The organism is Nocardia sp. NPDC004278, assembly GCF_053602975.1.
On the sequence record NZ_JBSGEQ010000002.1, the window covers coordinates 1 to 16,041 of the forward strand.

The 16,041-nt window shown below is 65.3% G+C and carries 17 protein-coding genes and 1 pseudogene; 9 read left to right on the plus strand and 9 right to left on the minus strand.

Translation table 11 applies throughout. The features are described 5' to 3' along the window. Positions 1 to 113, minus strand: a pseudogene (locus ACWEO2_RS02495) (acyl-ACP desaturase); the annotation flags it as partial. A 249-nt stretch (positions 114 to 362) separates the two neighbouring features. Here ACWEO2_RS02495 and ACWEO2_RS02500 point away from each other — a divergent pair. The 3 genes from ACWEO2_RS02500 (at position 363) to ACWEO2_RS02510 (ending at position 3,033) form a co-directional block, all read left to right on the plus strand. After that, positions 363 to 1,355: an Acg family FMN-binding oxidoreductase gene (locus tag ACWEO2_RS02500; protein WP_452403717.1), complete on the plus strand. Its 993-nt coding sequence runs from the start codon at positions 363 to 365 to the stop codon at positions 1,353 to 1,355. Positions 1,356 to 1,601: 246 nt separating this feature from the next. Next, on the plus strand, positions 1,602 to 2,129 hold the full coding sequence (locus ACWEO2_RS02505) for a flavodoxin domain-containing protein (protein ID WP_452403718.1): 528 nt from the start codon (positions 1,602 to 1,604) through the stop codon (positions 2,127 to 2,129). 16 nt (positions 2,130 to 2,145) lie between these two features. Continuing rightward, positions 2,146 to 3,033, plus strand: coding sequence for a DUF302 domain-containing protein (locus tag ACWEO2_RS02510; protein WP_452403719.1), 888 nt, complete (start codon positions 2,146 to 2,148; stop codon positions 3,031 to 3,033). 12 nt (positions 3,034 to 3,045) lie between these two features. Here ACWEO2_RS02510 and ACWEO2_RS02515 read toward each other — a convergent pair whose 3' ends face one another. Beyond that, positions 3,046 to 4,371 (minus strand): hypothetical protein, encoded by a 1,326-nt coding sequence (locus tag ACWEO2_RS02515; RefSeq protein ID WP_452403720.1) that lies wholly within the window; start codon positions 4,369 to 4,371, stop codon positions 3,046 to 3,048. 335 nt (positions 4,372 to 4,706) lie between these two features. Between ACWEO2_RS02515 and ACWEO2_RS02520 the strand changes: the two genes are divergently transcribed. From ACWEO2_RS02520 to frdD, 5 genes are read left to right on the plus strand one after another with little or no spacing between them, the layout of a single operon-like run. Continuing rightward, positions 4,707 to 4,940: a hypothetical protein gene (locus tag ACWEO2_RS02520; RefSeq protein ID WP_355184283.1), complete on the plus strand. Its 234-nt coding sequence runs from the start codon at positions 4,707 to 4,709 to the stop codon at positions 4,938 to 4,940. A 19-nt stretch (positions 4,941 to 4,959) separates the two neighbouring features. Then, positions 4,960 to 6,702: a fumarate reductase (quinol) flavoprotein subunit gene (gene frdA, locus ACWEO2_RS02525; protein WP_452403721.1), complete on the plus strand. Its 1,743-nt coding sequence runs from the start codon at positions 4,960 to 4,962 to the stop codon at positions 6,700 to 6,702. Between the two features lie 5 nt (positions 6,703 to 6,707). Then, complete coding sequence (locus ACWEO2_RS02530; protein ID WP_452403722.1) at positions 6,708 to 7,451, plus strand: succinate dehydrogenase/fumarate reductase iron-sulfur subunit; 744 nt, start codon at positions 6,708 to 6,710, stop codon at positions 7,449 to 7,451. Continuing rightward, positions 7,448 to 7,840: a fumarate reductase subunit C gene (locus tag ACWEO2_RS02535; RefSeq protein ID WP_452403723.1), complete on the plus strand. Its 393-nt coding sequence runs from the start codon at positions 7,448 to 7,450 to the stop codon at positions 7,838 to 7,840. The genes ACWEO2_RS02530 and ACWEO2_RS02535 overlap by 4 nt, the downstream gene beginning before the upstream one ends. Further along, a complete protein-coding gene (frdD, locus tag ACWEO2_RS02540) occupies positions 7,837 to 8,199 on the plus strand; it encodes a fumarate reductase subunit FrdD (RefSeq protein ID WP_355184279.1) in 363 nt (120 codons plus the stop codon). Before ACWEO2_RS02535 ends, frdD begins: the two co-directional genes overlap by 4 nt. On the opposite strand, the gene ACWEO2_RS02545 is transcribed toward frdD, so the two are convergent. The 3 genes from ACWEO2_RS02545 to ACWEO2_RS02555 all read right to left on the minus strand — a co-directional run bounded on the left by ACWEO2_RS02545 (position 8,196) and on the right by ACWEO2_RS02555 (position 10,879). Further along, positions 8,196 to 8,849 (minus strand): cyclase family protein, encoded by a 654-nt coding sequence (locus tag ACWEO2_RS02545; RefSeq protein ID WP_452403724.1) that lies wholly within the window; start codon positions 8,847 to 8,849, stop codon positions 8,196 to 8,198. The genes frdD and ACWEO2_RS02545 overlap by 4 nt on opposite strands. 312 nt (positions 8,850 to 9,161) lie before the next feature. Further along, entirely contained in the window at positions 9,162 to 9,473 is a 312-nt protein-coding gene (locus ACWEO2_RS02550) for a hypothetical protein (RefSeq protein ID WP_452403725.1), read from the minus strand. A gap of 326 nt (positions 9,474 to 9,799) precedes the next feature. Further along, complete coding sequence (locus ACWEO2_RS02555; protein WP_452403726.1) at positions 9,800 to 10,879, minus strand: Gfo/Idh/MocA family protein; 1,080 nt, start codon at positions 10,877 to 10,879, stop codon at positions 9,800 to 9,802. A gap of 115 nt (positions 10,880 to 10,994) precedes the next feature. On the opposite strand from ACWEO2_RS02555, the gene ACWEO2_RS02560 reads away from it, so the two are divergent. Further along, a complete protein-coding gene (locus ACWEO2_RS02560) occupies positions 10,995 to 11,582 on the plus strand; it encodes a TetR/AcrR family transcriptional regulator (protein WP_452403727.1) in 588 nt (195 codons plus the stop codon). A 440-nt stretch (positions 11,583 to 12,022) separates the two neighbouring features. Here ACWEO2_RS02560 and ACWEO2_RS02565 read toward each other — a convergent pair whose 3' ends face one another. The 4 genes from ACWEO2_RS02565 to ACWEO2_RS02580 all read right to left on the minus strand — a co-directional run bounded on the left by ACWEO2_RS02565 (position 12,023) and on the right by ACWEO2_RS02580 (position 15,999). Beyond that, the gene (locus ACWEO2_RS02565) at positions 12,023 to 12,904 is read right to left on the minus strand and encodes an MHYT domain-containing protein (protein ID WP_452403728.1); all 882 of its coding nucleotides are present in this window, start codon (positions 12,902 to 12,904) and stop codon (positions 12,023 to 12,025) included. Positions 12,905 to 13,114: 210 nt separating this feature from the next. After that, positions 13,115 to 13,300 carry a hypothetical protein gene (locus ACWEO2_RS02570; RefSeq protein ID WP_452403729.1) on the minus strand — a complete coding sequence of 62 codons (186 nt, stop codon included), beginning with the start codon at positions 13,298 to 13,300 and terminating at the stop codon, positions 13,115 to 13,117. Positions 13,301 to 13,501: 201 nt separating this feature from the next. Next, the gene (locus ACWEO2_RS02575; RefSeq protein WP_452403730.1) at positions 13,502 to 14,878 is read right to left on the minus strand and encodes an MFS transporter; all 1,377 of its coding nucleotides are present in this window, start codon (positions 14,876 to 14,878) and stop codon (positions 13,502 to 13,504) included. After that, positions 14,875 to 15,999: a PLP-dependent cysteine synthase family protein gene (locus ACWEO2_RS02580; RefSeq protein ID WP_452403731.1), complete on the minus strand. Its 1,125-nt coding sequence runs from the start codon at positions 15,997 to 15,999 to the stop codon at positions 14,875 to 14,877. The genes ACWEO2_RS02575 and ACWEO2_RS02580 overlap by 4 nt, the downstream gene beginning before the upstream one ends. Positions 16,000 to 16,041: the final 42 nt, after the last annotated feature.

Consider the following 16,041-nt stretch of genomic DNA (forward strand, 5'->3'; position numbering starts at 1 on the left):
ACGTAGTCGTGGGGATGCCAATCCTTGGACATCGACAGGTGCCGGTGCACACACTGCTCGGCCATCGGCTCCAACTCGGCCAGTATCTCGCGTTGAGTCAGCTCACGCGTCAATTGGTGTTGCCTACCTTTCCTTCTCGATCAATCCACCGACATCGGCTCCCCATGCCACCACCACACCCCGATACCGCCCAGGGGCGAAGGACCCCAGCAACCCAGGACCGAATACCCCAACTTTCGGAGCCGCGAGAACCGCATTCGACACCACGGCGCGAGCCGCCTCGCGCCGATTGTGACCATGGACCCTGGATCCGGTGCGCAATGCCTGTCGCGGTCGCTGTTGTCGGCGTCGACACTCGAAGCATGAACGCAAGCGACCATGCGAGCACACCCGATCCGGGGGACGTGCGATTGGCGCTGATGCTCGCCTGTCGGGCCCCATCGGTGCACAACACTCAGCCATGGCGCTGGGTGTTCGACGGTGCGCGGCTGCAGTTGCACAGCGATACCGACAGGCTGTTGCGTTCAGCCGACCCGCTCGGCAGACAACTGGTGATCAGCTGCGGTGCCGTGCTCGACCACGCGCGCCTGGCCTTCATGTCGATGGGTTGGTTCGCCGAGGCCACCCGATTCCCGGATCCGAATGTGCCCGGGCACTTGGCCACCCTCGAGTTCCGGCCGTGGCCCGGCGCGCTGAATACGACCGCCGCCAGGATCCGCGCCATCCGCCGACGCCGCACCGACCGGTTGCCGATGCTGGCGCCGCCCGGCTGGCTCGATGTGCTCGCCACGGTGCGCGAACTGGCGCGGCCACACCATGTGTCGGTCGACGAGATTGCCGAGAGCAACCGGCCGCGGCTGGCCGCGGCCACCGAGCACGCCGCCGCGCTGCGCCGCTACGATATGCCGTATCAAACCGAATTACATTGGTGGACAGGGCATTCGGACACTCGGGAAGGTGTCCCGGTGGCTGCGCTCGTATCGGATGCCGAGGCGGCCAGGGTCGATGTCGGGCGCCCCTTCCCATCCGCGCCGTATTCGGTGCGCCGCAGCGATCTCGAGGACGAGGCCCGGCTGGTGGTGCTGAGCACCCTCGGTGAGACACCCGCGCAGTGGCTGCATACCGGCGAGGCGCTGTCGGAGTTGCTCCTCGAATGCACCGCACGCGGCCTGGCGACCTGTGCACTGACCCACATCACCGAACTCGCCACCAGCCGATCAGTGATCACCGATCTGATCCCCCAGCCGGATCTACCGCAGGTCGTGGTCCGTATCGGCACCGCACCAGAAGACACCGACCCCACTCCGACGCCACGGCGCCCGCTCGACGAGGTACTGGAGATCCGCGTGGTCTGAGCGCCAATTCTCATCCGGCTCGTCGCCATGAGGAATGCGCGGAGGTCGGAATCAACTGCCGGACGCCGGGTTTGGGGCCGGCCCGCCTGCAGCCGAACCGGCGAACACGCGCCAGCATGGCGCGGTCCGTGCGGGATGGCCGAAAGTCCCTCGGCGTGCGTCAGTTGGGCACTATGCGCGTGCCCTGCGCGGACGTAGCGTCGGGGGCGAAGGAATTTCCGCAGGTAGAAGGCAGAGGAGAGCGAAATGCGGGCCCGGGTCGTCTACGAATCGATGTTCGGCAACACCGCAGCCATTGCCAAGGCAATCGCAGCGGGATTGAGCCAATACGGTGAGGTCGAGGTGCTGGATGTGGTGGCCGCCGCCCAGCGCCCGGAGCCGATGGTGGATCTGCTGGTGGTCGGCGGTCCCACACATGCCTTCGGGATGAGTAGGGCCCGAACACGGCGTGACGCGGCGACACGGACCGAGGCGCCGGTCGCAGTCGACATCGGTGTGCGGGAATGGCTGGACGCGGCGCTGCCGGTGCCACCGGGCTCCCGGGCCGCGGCCTTCGGAACCAAGGCGGCGAAACCGTCCTGGCTGCCGGGATCGGCCGCGCGAGGTGCCGGAAAACGGTTGCGACGCTTGGGATATGAGTTGGCCGACGCACCACAGGACTTCTTCGTCGACGGTACCCTCGGCCCGCTCACCGCAGGCGAGTTGGAACGCGCGCGGGCCTGGGCCGATCGCTTGGCCCACACTGAACTCGACCGTAGCGCGCACCGGTCCTGAGATCGGCGGAGGCGCAATGTCGTACCGGGTCACGGTCGTCGAATCGAATACCACTGCCATGCTCGAACTGCGCCGCACCGTGCGCGCCGACCAGGCTGGCGACGATGTCCGCGCGGGCATGCGGGCCCTCTATGAGTTGGCCGAGCGCACCGGCCTGGCCCCGGCCGGAGCCCCCTCGACGACGTATCTGGGCATGCTCGGACCAGGTATGACCACGGATGTGGACTTCAGCCTCCCGGTGGCCGACGGCGCACTCGATGACATTGCTGAACAAGTCAGCCTGCGCCGTCTCCAGCCGAGATTATTCGCCAGCACCAGACATCGCGGCGACTATCAACGCATCGGCGACGCCTACCGTGCGCTCGACGAATGGATCCGCGCCTCCAACTATCAGCCGGTCGGACCGCCGACCGAGGTGTATCTGATCGCACCGGAGGCGGCGGTACGACCCGGTGATCTCGTGACCGAGATCCGCAGGCCGGTCGCAGCCGCCCTCGCCATCCGGGTGCCCGCACTATTCGCCGCTACCGTCTCGGAGCTTCGAAAGGCATTGGCCGAGCAGGGCTTCGGCATCATGACCGAGATAGACATGCGCGCCACGCTGCGAGCGAAGCTCGACATCCGGATGGACGAGTATCTGATTCTCGGCGCCTGCAACCCGGTCCTCGCGCAACGCGCGCTGGCCGCCGATCCCCGAGTCGGTCTGTTGTTGCCCTGCAATGTCGTGGTGCGCACGGACGACGACACCACACTCGTCGAGGCGGCCGACCCGGTATTGCTGCTGTGCGGCGAGCTGCTGCACCACACCGACCAGCCCGAACTGCACGCGGTCGCCCGAGAGGCGCGCGAACGCCTATCAGCTGCCCTCGAAACCGTCGAAAAGCGTTTGCCGGAAGCGAAATAGCCCTCGTTGTGATCAGCTGTCCACCGACTCCGCTGAGCGGGCCAAGGATGCTGAGATCTGCGCTTCGGTCAGCACCTCTCGCGTGCTGAACGGAACACACGGCGATTCCATCCTCGACAGTTCGTCGTTCATAAGCGACGCGACGGCACGAATCGAGTTGCGATGCACGACGTCACGCGCCGCTGCATCGACGAGCGAGCCAGCCTGCTGCAGCTGAGCCAGCTCTTCGACGACTGCGTACACCGGCGAACGGGGCGGGATCTTCACGACCTTTCCGCCGATCACGATCAGTCCGCCGCCGTCATCGTCCACGCCGACGACGACCCTGCCCGGACCGGCAACCGGTCGGCTGTCCGGCCGCTGGGTAACTTCCAGTGTTGCCACCCGAGATGCCCTGTCGATATCGACAACTTTGACCTGCACAAGCCCCGTCTGACTGGTTGGCTCGTGCGCGTTGCCACGCACGAACTGGTCGCCTTTCTGCAGATAGTCGTTGCCGTTCGTGGCGGTGAGGAGATTCGACCGATTGAAGTCGAACTCGTGCACCAGCACAGCGGGAGCCTGGATGCCAGCGTCCCAGCCCTCATCGACACGGAATTCGAAGAAGTATGGGCCGACGCGGGCGCAGAGATAACCCGGTAGGTCACGCCGGTGCAGCGGTCGCAGCTCGACAACCGTGGCGTATTCCTCACGTGTTGCCTGCCACACTCGCAACATATCGAGCCAGCCTCTGCCAAACATGTTGGCGGCGTTCAGCCCGGGACCGACGCGGAAAATCGGCCGACCGCTGACATCCAGGTCGGTGAAGAATGGATGCGCCGCCATGGAGGAATTGCGGGTGCTCATGATGTCCCACCGATCCCCGTATTCTGTACTGCCGAACCAGGAGTGGTTGAGCCCGTAAACATGGCCCATCTCCTGCCCGAGGAGACTCGGCGACAGTGAGGACATTCCGGAAGAGTCTCTGCCGTCACCGGAGACAGCGCCACTCCCACCCCCGAAGAGGTCGGTTGCCGGGTGCGTGATCACAAGGATCCGGTTCCCATACGGTGCCAGATCCTCGTGTGCGTCCAAGGCGGCCTGGCGGCCCCACGCTATGACGTCATCACGGTGTGCTGGGGGAAAGTCGGAGAACTTCTGCTTCAGGCTGTACCAGCCCAAGAGTCTTGTCGCCGTCAGATCAAGCGAGCCATGCGACATGTCGCGGAAGAAGTCCACCATGTTGAACTTGCCCGCACCTGAATTGGTTAACAGCTCTTCGAACCGCTGACGGGAGAACGGCGGCGGCGTTGTCGTATCGCTGAATTGGCACAGCACCACTGCCCAAGGGGAAGTCATGTCATTTCCTTTCAACTCGATCTACCTCGGGAACGAACCCGATGGAGCTGCGTTGATGCCGGGTGCCGCTCAATCGAGAGAACCCCGGCCGGGGGCGCGGATTGAACATGCAGTCATGGTTGCTCGATGCGGCCGCGGCGTATCGAGTACGTGACTACTTGAATTGCGGAGCCCGTCCGGGCCGACACCGGACCGGTTCGTCTACAACGCGTCGGTGCAGGTGGGGCGATATCCGCCAGCGCTGGAACGCCGCCTGCGGCCTCGGTGCAATGCGCGTACGCTTATGTATCTATACCGGCCAGTAGGGTGTGCCACCGGTTCGCCGGGAGGTGGAGATGCTTAGCATCACCGAGCAGTTCAGCACCGAACGCGCCCCATGCGGGAAACTGAGGGGCGGGGCTCGCCACCGCGAAGACGACGAAGCGGGCCTGGTTATCGACGATCTGCATTACGACTGTGGCTGCCGCAAGATTCGGCACGAATACCACGACGGCTGCGTTCGGATCGAAACGGTCCGCCATGACGGCAAGGTCCTGATGGACGAGCGCAGCGCCGACTTCGAGGCCTGACCCACGATGGTGGTGCACCATGACCGCTTCTCACGATGTCGTGATCGTCGGCGGGGGCGGCGCGGGCCTGCGTGCGGCCATCGCCATCGCCGAACACAACCCGCGGTTGAGTATCGCGATCGTTTCCAAGGTCTATCCGATGCGCAGCCACACCGTCTCCGCCGAGGGTGGCGCCGCCGCTGTCGCCGGTCCAGGCGACAGCTTGGAAGAACACGCATACGACACGGTCTCCGGCAGCGATTGGCTCTGTGACCAGGACGCTGTCGAGGCCTTCGTCGAGGAAGCACCGCGGGAGCTGCTGCAGCTGGAGCATTGGGGCTGTCCATGGAGCCGCCGATCGGACGGGCACATTGCGGTACGGGCATTCGGCGGCATGACGAACAACCGCACCTGGTTCGCAGCCGATAAGACCGGTTTCCACTTGTTGCACACCCTGTTCCAGACCGCACTGTCATATCGAGACATCGTCAGATACGACGAATGGTTCGCCACCACATTGCTCATCGACGACGGCAAGGTGTGCGGCATCGTAGCCATCGAACTGGCCACCGGACGCGTCGAAACCATTCTCGCCAGCGCTGTCATCGTGTGCACCGGTGGCTGTGGCCGGGTGTATCCGTTCACCACCAACGCCAATATCAACACCGGCGACGGTATGGCATTGGCCTACCGGGCAGGCGCGGCGCTCAAAGATATGGAGTTCGTCCAGTACCACCCGACCGGCCTTCCGTTCACGGGCATCTTGATCACCGAGGCGGCGCGCGCGGAGGGCGGCTGGCTGCTCAACAAGGACGGTTACCGCTACCTGCAGGATTACGACCTCGGGACGCCATCACCGGTGCCGGTGATGCGCAGCATGGAACTCGGGCCACGCGACCGGCTGTCACAGGCTTTCGTGCACGAACTCGACAAGGGCCGGACCATCGGCACACCGTACGGACACGTCGTCCACCTCGACCTGCGCCACCTCGGTGCCGATCTCATCGATACGAAACTGCCGTTCGTGCGCGAGCTGTGCTCGAAGTACCAGAACATCGACCCGGTGCGGGAACTGATCCCGGTACGCCCGGTCGTGCACTACATGATGGGCGGCATCCATACCGACATCCACGGCGCGACACCCCTGGAGGGCCTGTACGCCGTCGGAGAGGTCGCCTGCGTCAGTATCAATGGCGCCAACCGGCTCGGTTCGAATTCCCTGCCCGAGTTGCTGGTTTTCGGTGCGCGAGCCGGTCGTGCCGCGGCCGAGTACGCGAGCTCGGCCACCGCCCGCCGGACATCGGCGGTCCTGGCACGCGGCCGCGCCGAACAGGACCGGCTGGAACGAGGCATCGCCCGACATGCCGAGGGATCCGAACGCATCGCCCACATCCGCACCGAGATGCAGGAGACGCTGGAGACCAGTGCCGGGATCTACCGGGACGGCGATTCCCTCGCCGAGGCTGCCGACAAGGTGCGCGAGCTTCGCGATCGATTCGGCCGCGCTCGCCTCGATGATCACAGCCGAGCGTTCAACACCGAGCTGGTGGCGATGCTGGAACTGTCCTGCATGCTCGATGTGGCCGAATGCATCGTCGCCTGCGCGCTGGCACGGGAGGAATCGCGGGGTGCGCACCAACGGACCGATTTCCCCGCCAGGAACGACCAGCGATTCCTGGCCCATTCGCTGGTCCATCGACAGCCGGACGGTTCGGGTCGCGTCTCGTACCTCCCGGTAACGATTACTCGCTGGCCTCCGGGCGAACGCGTATATGGGAGGTGATGGCGATGGCGGACCGGATAACCCTGCAGGTCGCGCGCTATCGACCGGATCGAGATGACGAACCGGTAATGCAGTTGTACGAGGTTCCGCTGCGCAAGGAATGGACGGTGCTCGACGGCCTCAACTACATCAAGGACTACCTCGACGGCACGGTGTCGTACCGGTGGTCGTGCCGGATGGGGATCTGCGGTAGCTGCGGTATGACCGTCAACGGCGAGCCACAACTGAGCTGCGCCACATTCCTGACCGACTACGCGCCGGGGCCGGTGCGGGTCGAGCCATTGCGCAACTTCCCGGTGATCCGGGATCTCGTCATAGAGATCAGCGACTTCATGCACAAGCTGACCGCGGTCAAGCCATGGCTGATCAGGAAGGAAGATCGGCCGCTCGATGACGGCGAGTACCTGCAAACACCGTCCGAAATGGACGAATACAAGAAATACAGCATGTGCATCAACTGCATGCTCTGCTACTCGGCCTGTCCGGTCTTCGCGCTCGAGCCCGAATTCATCGGTCCGGCGGCAATCGCGCTGGGCCAACGCTACAACCTCGACTCTCGCGATGAAGGCGCCGCAGATCGGCGCGACGTGCTGGCCTCCGCCGAGGGCGTCTGGTCGTGCACCTTCGTCGGCGAGTGCACCACCGCCTGCCCCAAAGGGGTCGACCCGGCAGGTGCGATCCAACGCTACAAGTTGACCGCGGCCACGCAATCGCTGCGGAATTTCCTCATGCCTTGGCGCGCACGATGACCACGACACCCCGGTTGTACCGAAAGCCGGTCTCCACGTTCTGGTGGGCGCGACGTCGCTCGTATCTGATCTTCGCCCTGCGCGAACTCAGCAGCGTGTTCGTCGCCTGGTTCGTGGTATTTCTCCTGCTTCTGATCCATGCGGTCAGTTCCGGAAACGAGGAGTACCAGCGGTTTCTCAGTTGGAGCGCAACTGGGTGGGTGGTTGCACTCAACACGATCGCTCTGCTGTTCGTGCTGCTGCACACGGTCACCTGGTTCAGCCTCGCGCCCAAGGCGATGGTGCTGCGGGTACGGAACCGGCGCGTCGCACCGAGGGTGATCGTTGGGCTGAACTACCTGCTGTGGGGCCTGCTGACGGCGATCGTGTTGTTGGTGGTGCTGCGATGACGACGAAAAAGAGGTCCCTGGAACCGTTGGCGTGGCTGCTGTTCGGCATCGGCGGAATGGCCGCCGCGCTGCTCATACCGGTGCTGCTGTTCCTGTTCGGCCTCGCCTTCCCATTGGACTGGCTTCCCGCGCCGGACCACGCACACCTGCTCGCGGTGTTGCGTCATCCTGTCACCCGGCTGGTACTTTTCGGACTCTGTGTGCTGGCTCTGTTCCATTGGGCCCACCGCTTCCGGTACACGGTGGAGCACGGCTTGCGGCTCGAGCAGTTCAGTGGGTTGATCATCCTGGTCTGCTACGGCGGAGCCGTCATCGGCTCGGGAATTGCCGCTTACCTCCTGCTGCGCGTGCCGTCTTAATCGGTCCAGGCGACAGCGCGCAGCGGAAACGAGCCCATCCCGCGTACCGGCGCTGGTAGCGCGACGAGCCTGGCACCGATGTCGGGAACCGCGTCCAGGTTCGTCATATGTTCGATGATCGGGATTCCCGCACCGAGCAGCGCATGGTGGCACGGCCGCGTCGGCAGGGACATATCGTCGATGTCGAGCGAGTCGATTCCCACCAGCGCCACATTGGCGGCGACCAGCGCATCCGCGACCTCGCCGACCAGGAATGGATGGCCGGGCTCCCAGTATGCGGACGAACCCCACCGGGCCGACCATCCGGTGTGCACGAGCACCGCCTTGCCCCAGAGCCGCGCCGGGTCGCCGAGCATATCCGGTCCAACCGCACGGATTTTCGCCGCGCGGATCATCACGATCGGCACGTTGAACAGCCGTTCCAGCGGCAGCTCGGCGATATCGGCGCCATCGGCGTGGAATTGGTATGGCGCATCGATATGGGTCCCGGTATTGCCGACCATATCCACGCGCGCAATGTCGTAGGTCATGTCGATCAGTGGCGACTGCCCACGCGAAATATCGGTAGTGACTCGCGGTTCGGGCAAGCCAGGGTAGGTGAGCATGCCGTCCGCGATCCGATGGGAGAGCTCCACAATCGCTCTGCTCATACCAGGGACGGTACCGGTCGATACTGCGGTTCGCGGGCAGCAGTCGCGGACAGTGTGATCGTCGGCGAGACCGAGTGCGGCGACGAAACTGTTTCGACGGCGGGGACAGCTACGGCGAACACGAAATCCGACTCGCCCTCGGTCTGCCGCACCACATCCCGATCCGTCTCTGTGATGTCAGGCGGCGGGGATCGGTCAAAGCCCTACTCACGCGGCTGCTCGAATACGTCCGGACACTGATCGCCGCCGGGCGTCGACCGGCAACCGAATGGCACTCCGACAGCCCGGCCTCGGCATCTACCGCTTTCGTCGTCAGCGCGCTCCGCAGGTCCCCGTGGGGGTGTACTGGCAGGGGTTTTCGTTGCGGCCTCGGTACTGATCGTGGTTGTCGCTATTGGTGCGCACTCCATATCCGTAGCCGCTGTTGTTCTGACTGTGGTCGGTGCTATTCGGGCGCGATCCGGATCCATAGCCATGGCTGTTCCCGGGGGCGTGCGAATCCCGAGGTCCGGCCGAGGCCGCGAAAAGGTGAGGTGAGGCGATCGTCACGGTCACCAGCGCGATGCTGATCAGCGTCACGATCACCACTCGACGGACCGTCCAGAACTTTGTTGCGATCTCCATCAGTTATCATCCCGTCAATTAATGTGCCGCTATATAGCGATACGTTAATCGATGGGACGTCGTTAAGGGAAGATGTTTTCGTGGATTCGCGCACGCCAGATCGCGTCGGCGCCTCTGAACAGGCCTGATGACCTGCGCTGGATCCGGGTCACCGTACTGGCCATCCGCGCCGCCTTCCGGCGCTTACGCAGTGAAGCCCCGGGCGCAGTCAGGGCATCACGAAAATGGTTGTGGCTATTGCTATTTCTTGCCGGATCCGCGGCTGTTGGCATCGCCCGCGCCTGCGGATTGGGCTCAGCTGGGAACCCTGTCGCGGTACATGTCGGCTAGGAGATGTACCGGACGGTTCCATCGGCCGCGGACTGTTCGATGGCGGCGAGGAGTCGGTGGTGGCGCAGGGCGGTCTCGAAGCTGGGATGCGGTTGTCGGGCTTCGGTGATGGCTCGAGCGACCTCCTGGTAGAGAGCTGCGATGTTGGCCGGTGGGCCGTCCTGGATGCTGGCGGGGACCGTGCGGTAGGTGTCGGGCACGGCCAGGGCCTCGTCGCCGATACGGATGTCCCAGTCGCCCCAGTGGATGAATGTCCCGGGCTGGGCTGGGGTGGCGGTCAACGTTGCGTCGCTGCCGACGAGCTCGAGGCGGAACCCGTACCGTGCGGGCCCGTTGCCGCCGTGCACGACAGCAGAGGCGGTGGCGCCGCTGGTCAGCAGTCCGTGCAGCAGCACGTGGCTGGGCGTAGCGTTGGGCACGATCCGCTGCGTCCCGGCGACGAGCACGCGGTCGTGTGTGCGGGGCAGCCGTGCAGAGACTTCGGTCAGTGGGCCGGCGACCCGTTCGAGTGCGGCCAGGAAGTGACCGGCCATGATGGTCAGGATGTTGGTTCCCTCCGAAGGGTCGAGGCCGAACACCAGGTTCGGCCATATTCGACTGCCTCCCCAGGGGGCGCCCTCGGCCACTAGCGCGACCGATTCGAGCGTGCCGATCCGGCCGTCGGCCAGCAGATCCGCGGCGAAACGGGCGCTCGGGGAATGGTGGCCCTGGAGGACAACCGCGTGAACGACGCCGGCGGCGGTGGCGGCCTCGGTCAGCTCACCTGCTTCGTCGGCGTCGACGCCTAGCGGCCACTCGGACACGACGTGCTTGCCGGCGTCGAGCGCTGCCCTGATCACGGCGGCATGCCCGGAAGCCTTCACTGACACGACGACCAAGTCGACCTCAGGGTGCGCGATGAGTTCGCCCACGTCGGCGAAGGCGTGCCGTACGCCGTGGGCGGCCGCCGCCCGGTCCGCACTGGCCTGGTTGGTGGTCGCGACCGCGGTCACCTCGAACTCCTCGAGAGCGGTGAGCGCGGGCAGGTGCGAGCTGTCCGCCCAACCGCTGGCCCCGACAACTCCGACTCGGATCATGTGTGCCACTCCTTAGTTCTGTACCTTTCGGTAAGAAACTAGGTGGCGCAACACTCGTCCGCAAGAGGTAATGTACCGATAGGTAAAAAACAGGGGAAAGAGCATGGAGGACGGCATGCCTGGCGGACGCCCACGCGCATTCGACGCAGACACCGCACTCGACCACGCGCTGGAGGTGTTCTGGCGGCACGGCTACGAGGGCGCCTCGCTGGCCGACCTGACCGCCGCGATGGGCATCAACAAGCCCAGCCTCTATGCCGCCTTCGGCAACAAGGAGGAACTGTTCGGCAAGGTTCTCGCCCGCTACCTCGACGGCCCCGGCGCCTACGCCGCCGACGCGCTGGACGCGCCCACCGGCCGCGAGGTCGTCGAGCGGCTGATCCACGGGGCCGTCGACCTGACCGCAGGCGAGAACACTCCCCACGGCTGCCTGTGCGTCAAGACCGTTCAAGCCTGTGGACCCGACTCGCGCACTGTCCGCCAGGACGCCGTCGCGGTACGCAAAGCCGGCGAGGCGGCACTGCGCAGGCGGCTCGAGCAGGCCACCGACCTGTCGTCCCGCCAGGAACCAGCTGACCTGGCCGCACTCGTCCACACGATCTCGGACGGCATCGCCGTCCAGGCCGCGGCCGGGCGCAGCCGTGACGAGCTGCGGCAGGTCGCCAACCTAGCGCTGCGCGCCCTTTTGGACGAAGGCACATAGACCCACCGTGACGAGCTCGGATCACCTTGTCCGACCGCCGCAGCAACGCTCGCGACTCAACACACAGGGCAACCGGCTAAACCGTTTTCAGGCTTAGCGCAGGATTCTGACCAGCGCGGGATCGGTGACCAGCAGCGCACGCCGATCAACCCTCATCGGCAGCCAAGCCGAGCACCAACCACCCGAGACCGCACCACGAACACGAAAACCGTTCTCTACCAGCAAGCTAAGTCATATCCGCCCGATTTTCGGCCGACACTACGGCGACTCCGACCAGCGAATCGTTGGTTTTCGGCTCCGGCCGAACCGCATATCGGGCGCTCATCACGCTGGAGTCGCCGAGATCCAAGCGGTTCGGAACCGTCGTGACTACCCGGCCACTGCTCGCCGATCAGGCGATGGTGCAACACCATCGACAACATGCGAGGCGGGACTCGATGCTAGTCGAGTATTTCTCGGCGCGGCCACTCGCGGCCGCTCTTGGGTAGGTCGGCGGGGCTGGTAGCCAGGGTGCCGGACTTGAAGCGCGCGGACCTGAGCCGAGCGGCTTCGGGTCGAGCGGATGCGGGCTGCTCGGCCGCGGCCTGCGCGTCGGACAAATTGCGTTCGTCGAGTTCGGCCAGCCCGACCACGATGATCAGCACCATGACGACCGCGACGACGGTCATGATCAGTGGGGTCAGCAGTTGCGGCGGCTCGGCACCGTCCGGCATCGCATGGCCGCCAGCATGCTCGGCATGCATTGCCGCCATTCCGGTGTAATGCATGCCGCATACCGCGACACCCATGATCAACGCCGCGCCCGCGGTCGCACGAAATCCGTGCACGTGCAGCATGAACCACAGCGCGGCGGTTGCCGCGACCACCGCGATCGCCAGCGACAGCGCGACGAGCGCGGGGCGGTACCCGATGGTCACGTTGGTGTGCATCGCATACATGCCCAGGTAGTGCATGGCGGCTACACCGAGTCCGGTGACGGTGCCGCCGACCGGCAAAGCCAGCACTTCCCGCCGCCAGCGCACGGCGACCGACAGTCCGATCCACACCACCACAATGGCCACGACGGCGCTCAGCAGCGTCATCGGCACATCGAACCGAATGGTTCCCCCATCGATGGAGAAACCGAGCATCGCGGTGAAGTGCATAACCCAGATGCCCGCACCCCCTAGGGATACGGCCGCGGCGAGGAGCCAGCCTCCTGGCCGGCGTGCCGTTCGGGCATGCACCGCACATCGCAGGCCGAGCAGCGATCCGATGACGGACATGACATAGGCCAGGACAGGGGTCACCCATCCGTAGGTGAAGTGGTCGAGTTCCAGCACGCACACGCTCCGTAGCTATCAACTGGCTTCTTACCGGCAAACCGTAACGCAAACGTAATGCACGGAGCGTGTGTTGCAAAGCTCACTTTTCAGATCGGGTGTTGCGTGGGCGTATACCTGCGATACCGACAACTTCGAGCCCGCAGTGGTCACAACGGTGCGCTTGAACCAGGCTCGGGTCCACGATGCCTCGCCAACCCTTACAGTTCCTTAGGTTGAAACAGCAATCTGTGAGAAACCTGCAAGCAGCACAACAGCAGCCGTGCGATACATCCCATCGAATCGGGTGAGTGTCCTCTCCTGGCCGAGGTTCGTCGCGAGAACCATGACCGCCGATGCGGCGAGGAGTTGCTCCGCGTCGAGCGATGCGGTGACGTCGCTGCGTTCGGTCTGCATGTCAGACCGCCGGTGGGCAGCGCGATCAGAAGTTCACGCAGCAGAATCCAGAGCCGGGCGCAGGATCTTCGCCGCCGCGGTGTGGCAGTGATTCCGGTGGCCCGAGCCGAGATCGCACTGCTGGGCAGCCACGGCCCCGGCTCGGGCACGCTCGGTGTCACGACTTGGCCGACAGCATCCTCCGGCCATGGTCGGAGTCGATCAGCGACGGCCCGTTGGTATCGGTCCGGGTGATGCTCGGCGTCCGGTGTCTTTCGATGCTCGGCCGATCGGCGCTCGGCCCGCATTCTCCGGCTGCTCGGGCAGATGACGCCCGCCGGATTGCCGCGAGTACGCGGCGCTCGGCGCAACTGGGTGTGCGGGCTGGGCTCGGTCGAGCCGGTGCAATGCGAATGCGGCGATCAGGCCGATCATGATGAGCCCCAACCACACTGCCCAGTCGACTCCGGCGGCGCGGGCGGCACCGACTACGGCGCCGGTTGCCAAATTGCCCGCCAGAATGCCGACGCCGACCACTGTGTTGTAGAACCCGTAGTGGGTTGCCACGAGTTTCCCGTTGGCCAGGGATACGACGGTGTCCATCTCGAATGGGAATACCGCGGCGGTGCCGACCGCCAGCAATGCCGCCGACACGAGCAATGCCGCCACGGCCGCGCCGACACCGAAGCGCCAGGGCCCCGGGATGATCACCAGGGGTAGGAATGACACGGCGAGTATGCCCATCCCGACGACCAGGCTGCGTCCTGTCCCCCATCTTTCGCGGAACCAGGCGGTGACGCGTAGCTGACCGGCGACCGCTACCACCCCGGAGACCACGAACAGTGCCGATACCAGAATCTGTGCTCGCGCGCCCGCGATGAACTCCGCCTGTAGCGGCAGTGCCAGATAGACCTGGAACGACAGCACATACGAGCCGATCATCGCGACCGCGAAGGCGAGGAACCGACGGTTCGCGACCACGGTCCGCCAGTCGTCGAGAACCGATGACTTCTCGTCGGCGAGTTCCGCCCGTCGGGTCGGCAGCGCGCACAACTGCGCCACCGTCAGCGCCGCGAATACGAGCGCGGCGGTACCCGCGGTGACCCGGAAATCGACCGCCATCAGTGCGAGCCCGACCAGTGGCCCGGCCAGGATGCCCGCTTGATAGAAGATATTGAACACGGCGAACGCCTCCACCCGCCGCTCCGCGGTATCGGCCGCGAGGTAGGCGCGCACCGCCGGGTTGAACAGAGCGCCCGCGAAACCTGTTGCCGCCGAAGCGATCAGCAGACCCGGCAGGGACGTCGCGAAGACCAACAGCGCGAAACCGCCGGTGCGCAGCAGACATCCGGCCACGATCAGCGGTTTGTAGCCGAGCCGGTCGGCCAGCGTGCCACCGATCAGGAACATGCCCTGCTGCGAGAAGTTGCGCACACCCAGCACCAGGCCGACGGCCCACGCCGCCAAGCCGAGCGGACCCGCCAGATATCCGGCCAAGTAGGGCATCAACATGTAGAAGCCGAGGTTGATACCGAACTGGTTGACCATCAACAAACGTGCCGGGAGGTCGAAGCTGCGAAAGTTTCCGAATACCGTCACCGGGTTGCCCCTTGATCCGAAGCCCGTTCGCGCGGGTCGACAACTGTGCTGCAACGGGTCCAGGCGGTCACGACTCGTTCGGCCGGATGGGTGATGGTGTCGGGGTAGGTCGGCGGCTCGGCATCGAGAAGTCCGTGCTCGGCGCAGTAGGTGTCGCTGTAGACGGTGTCGAAATAGCGTTGCGGGCCATCGGGAAATACGGCCGCGATCCGGGCATCGGCGTCGTGGGTGCGCGCCGCCCAGCCCGCAACCAGCGCCACCGCGCCGACACTCCAGCCGCCGGTGGCATAGTGTGTCACGGCCAGCGTGCGGCATGCCCACACCGCCTCCGACGGTGCGACCCAATGGATTTCGTCGAATGCGCGGTAGTCGACATTGGTCGGGTAGATGCTCGACCCGAGACCTCGCATCAGCCGTGGTCCCGCCGGCTGGCCGAAGATTGTGGAGGCCACGGTATCCACGCCGATGAGCTTCAGGTCGGGGTTGAACCGCCGCAGCACCCGCGCGACCCCGGCCGAATGCCCGCCGGTGCCCACCGCGCACACCAGAACATCCACTGTCCCGAGCTGTTCCACCAGTTCGAGCGCCAACGATTCGTAGCCGTCGACGTTGTCGGGGTTGTTGTACTGGTCCGGGCACCATGCTCCGGATTCCTCGGCCAGCAACTCGGCGACCCGATCCCGACGTGCCTGTTGCCAACCGCCGTTCGGGTGCGGCTGCGCGACGAGATCGACGCGCGCGCCATAGGCGGCCAGCATCTGGGCGACGATGGGCTCCAAGCCCGGATCGGTCACCACCGTGACCGGATGGCGGTACACCATGCCGGCCAGCGCCAAACCCAAACCCAATGTGCCGCTAGATGATTCAATGATTCGAGCGCCAGCTGCCAGCGCACCGCGCGCTTCGGCCCGGCGCACCATGTGCAGCGCAGGGCGGTCCTTCATGCCGCCGGGATTGAATCCTTCGAGCTTGGCCCAGAACCCCCGACCGGCGGGTGCGAGCGGGGCGCCGACCCACAGCACCGGAGTGTTGCCGACCAGCGCGGGGGCCTGTCGGGCGGCGCCCGGCGCCGGGATCAGCGCCGGGGGCACCTCGGGCCGGTCGAGCACGATCTTGTTCATGACTGTCGCTTCCTGTATCGAGACCGCCACGCGGCGGTGCGG

Bases quoted from the DNA above. Each gene is read 5' to 3' on its own strand.
- frdD (WP_355184279.1), top strand. From the start codon at position 7,837: ATGACGACGAAAAAGAGGTCCCTGGAACCGTTGGCGTGGCTGCTGTTC.
- ACWEO2_RS02515 (WP_452403720.1), bottom strand. From the start codon at position 4,371: ATGACTTCCCCTTGGGCAGTGGTGCTGTGCCAATTCAGCGATACGACA.
- ACWEO2_RS02545 (WP_452403724.1), bottom strand. From the start codon at position 8,849: ATGAGCAGAGCGATTGTGGAGCTCTCCCATCGGATCGCGGACGGCATG.
- ACWEO2_RS02520 (WP_355184283.1), top strand. From the start codon at position 4,707: ATGCTTAGCATCACCGAGCAGTTCAGCACCGAACGCGCCCCATGCGGG.
- ACWEO2_RS02505 (WP_452403718.1), top strand. From the start codon at position 1,602: ATGCGGGCCCGGGTCGTCTACGAATCGATGTTCGGCAACACCGCAGCC.
- ACWEO2_RS02570 (WP_452403729.1), bottom strand. From the start codon at position 13,300: ATGCAGACCGAACGCAGCGACGTCACCGCATCGCTCGACGCGGAGCAA.
- ACWEO2_RS02580 (WP_452403731.1), bottom strand. From the start codon at position 15,999: ATGAACAAGATCGTGCTCGACCGGCCCGAGGTGCCCCCGGCGCTGATC.
- ACWEO2_RS02550 (WP_452403725.1), bottom strand. From the start codon at position 9,473: ATGGAGATCGCAACAAAGTTCTGGACGGTCCGTCGAGTGGTGATCGTG.
- ACWEO2_RS02555 (WP_452403726.1), bottom strand. From the start codon at position 10,879: ATGATCCGAGTCGGAGTTGTCGGGGCCAGCGGTTGGGCGGACAGCTCG.
- frdA (WP_452403721.1), top strand. From the start codon at position 4,960: ATGACCGCTTCTCACGATGTCGTGATCGTCGGCGGGGGCGGCGCGGGC.
- ACWEO2_RS02510 (WP_452403719.1), top strand. From the start codon at position 2,146: ATGTCGTACCGGGTCACGGTCGTCGAATCGAATACCACTGCCATGCTC.
- ACWEO2_RS02535 (WP_452403723.1), top strand. From the start codon at position 7,448: ATGACCACGACACCCCGGTTGTACCGAAAGCCGGTCTCCACGTTCTGG.
- ACWEO2_RS02560 (WP_452403727.1), top strand. From the start codon at position 10,995: ATGCCTGGCGGACGCCCACGCGCATTCGACGCAGACACCGCACTCGAC.
- ACWEO2_RS02530 (WP_452403722.1), top strand. From the start codon at position 6,708: ATGGCGGACCGGATAACCCTGCAGGTCGCGCGCTATCGACCGGATCGA.
- ACWEO2_RS02500 (WP_452403717.1), top strand. From the start codon at position 363: ATGAACGCAAGCGACCATGCGAGCACACCCGATCCGGGGGACGTGCGA.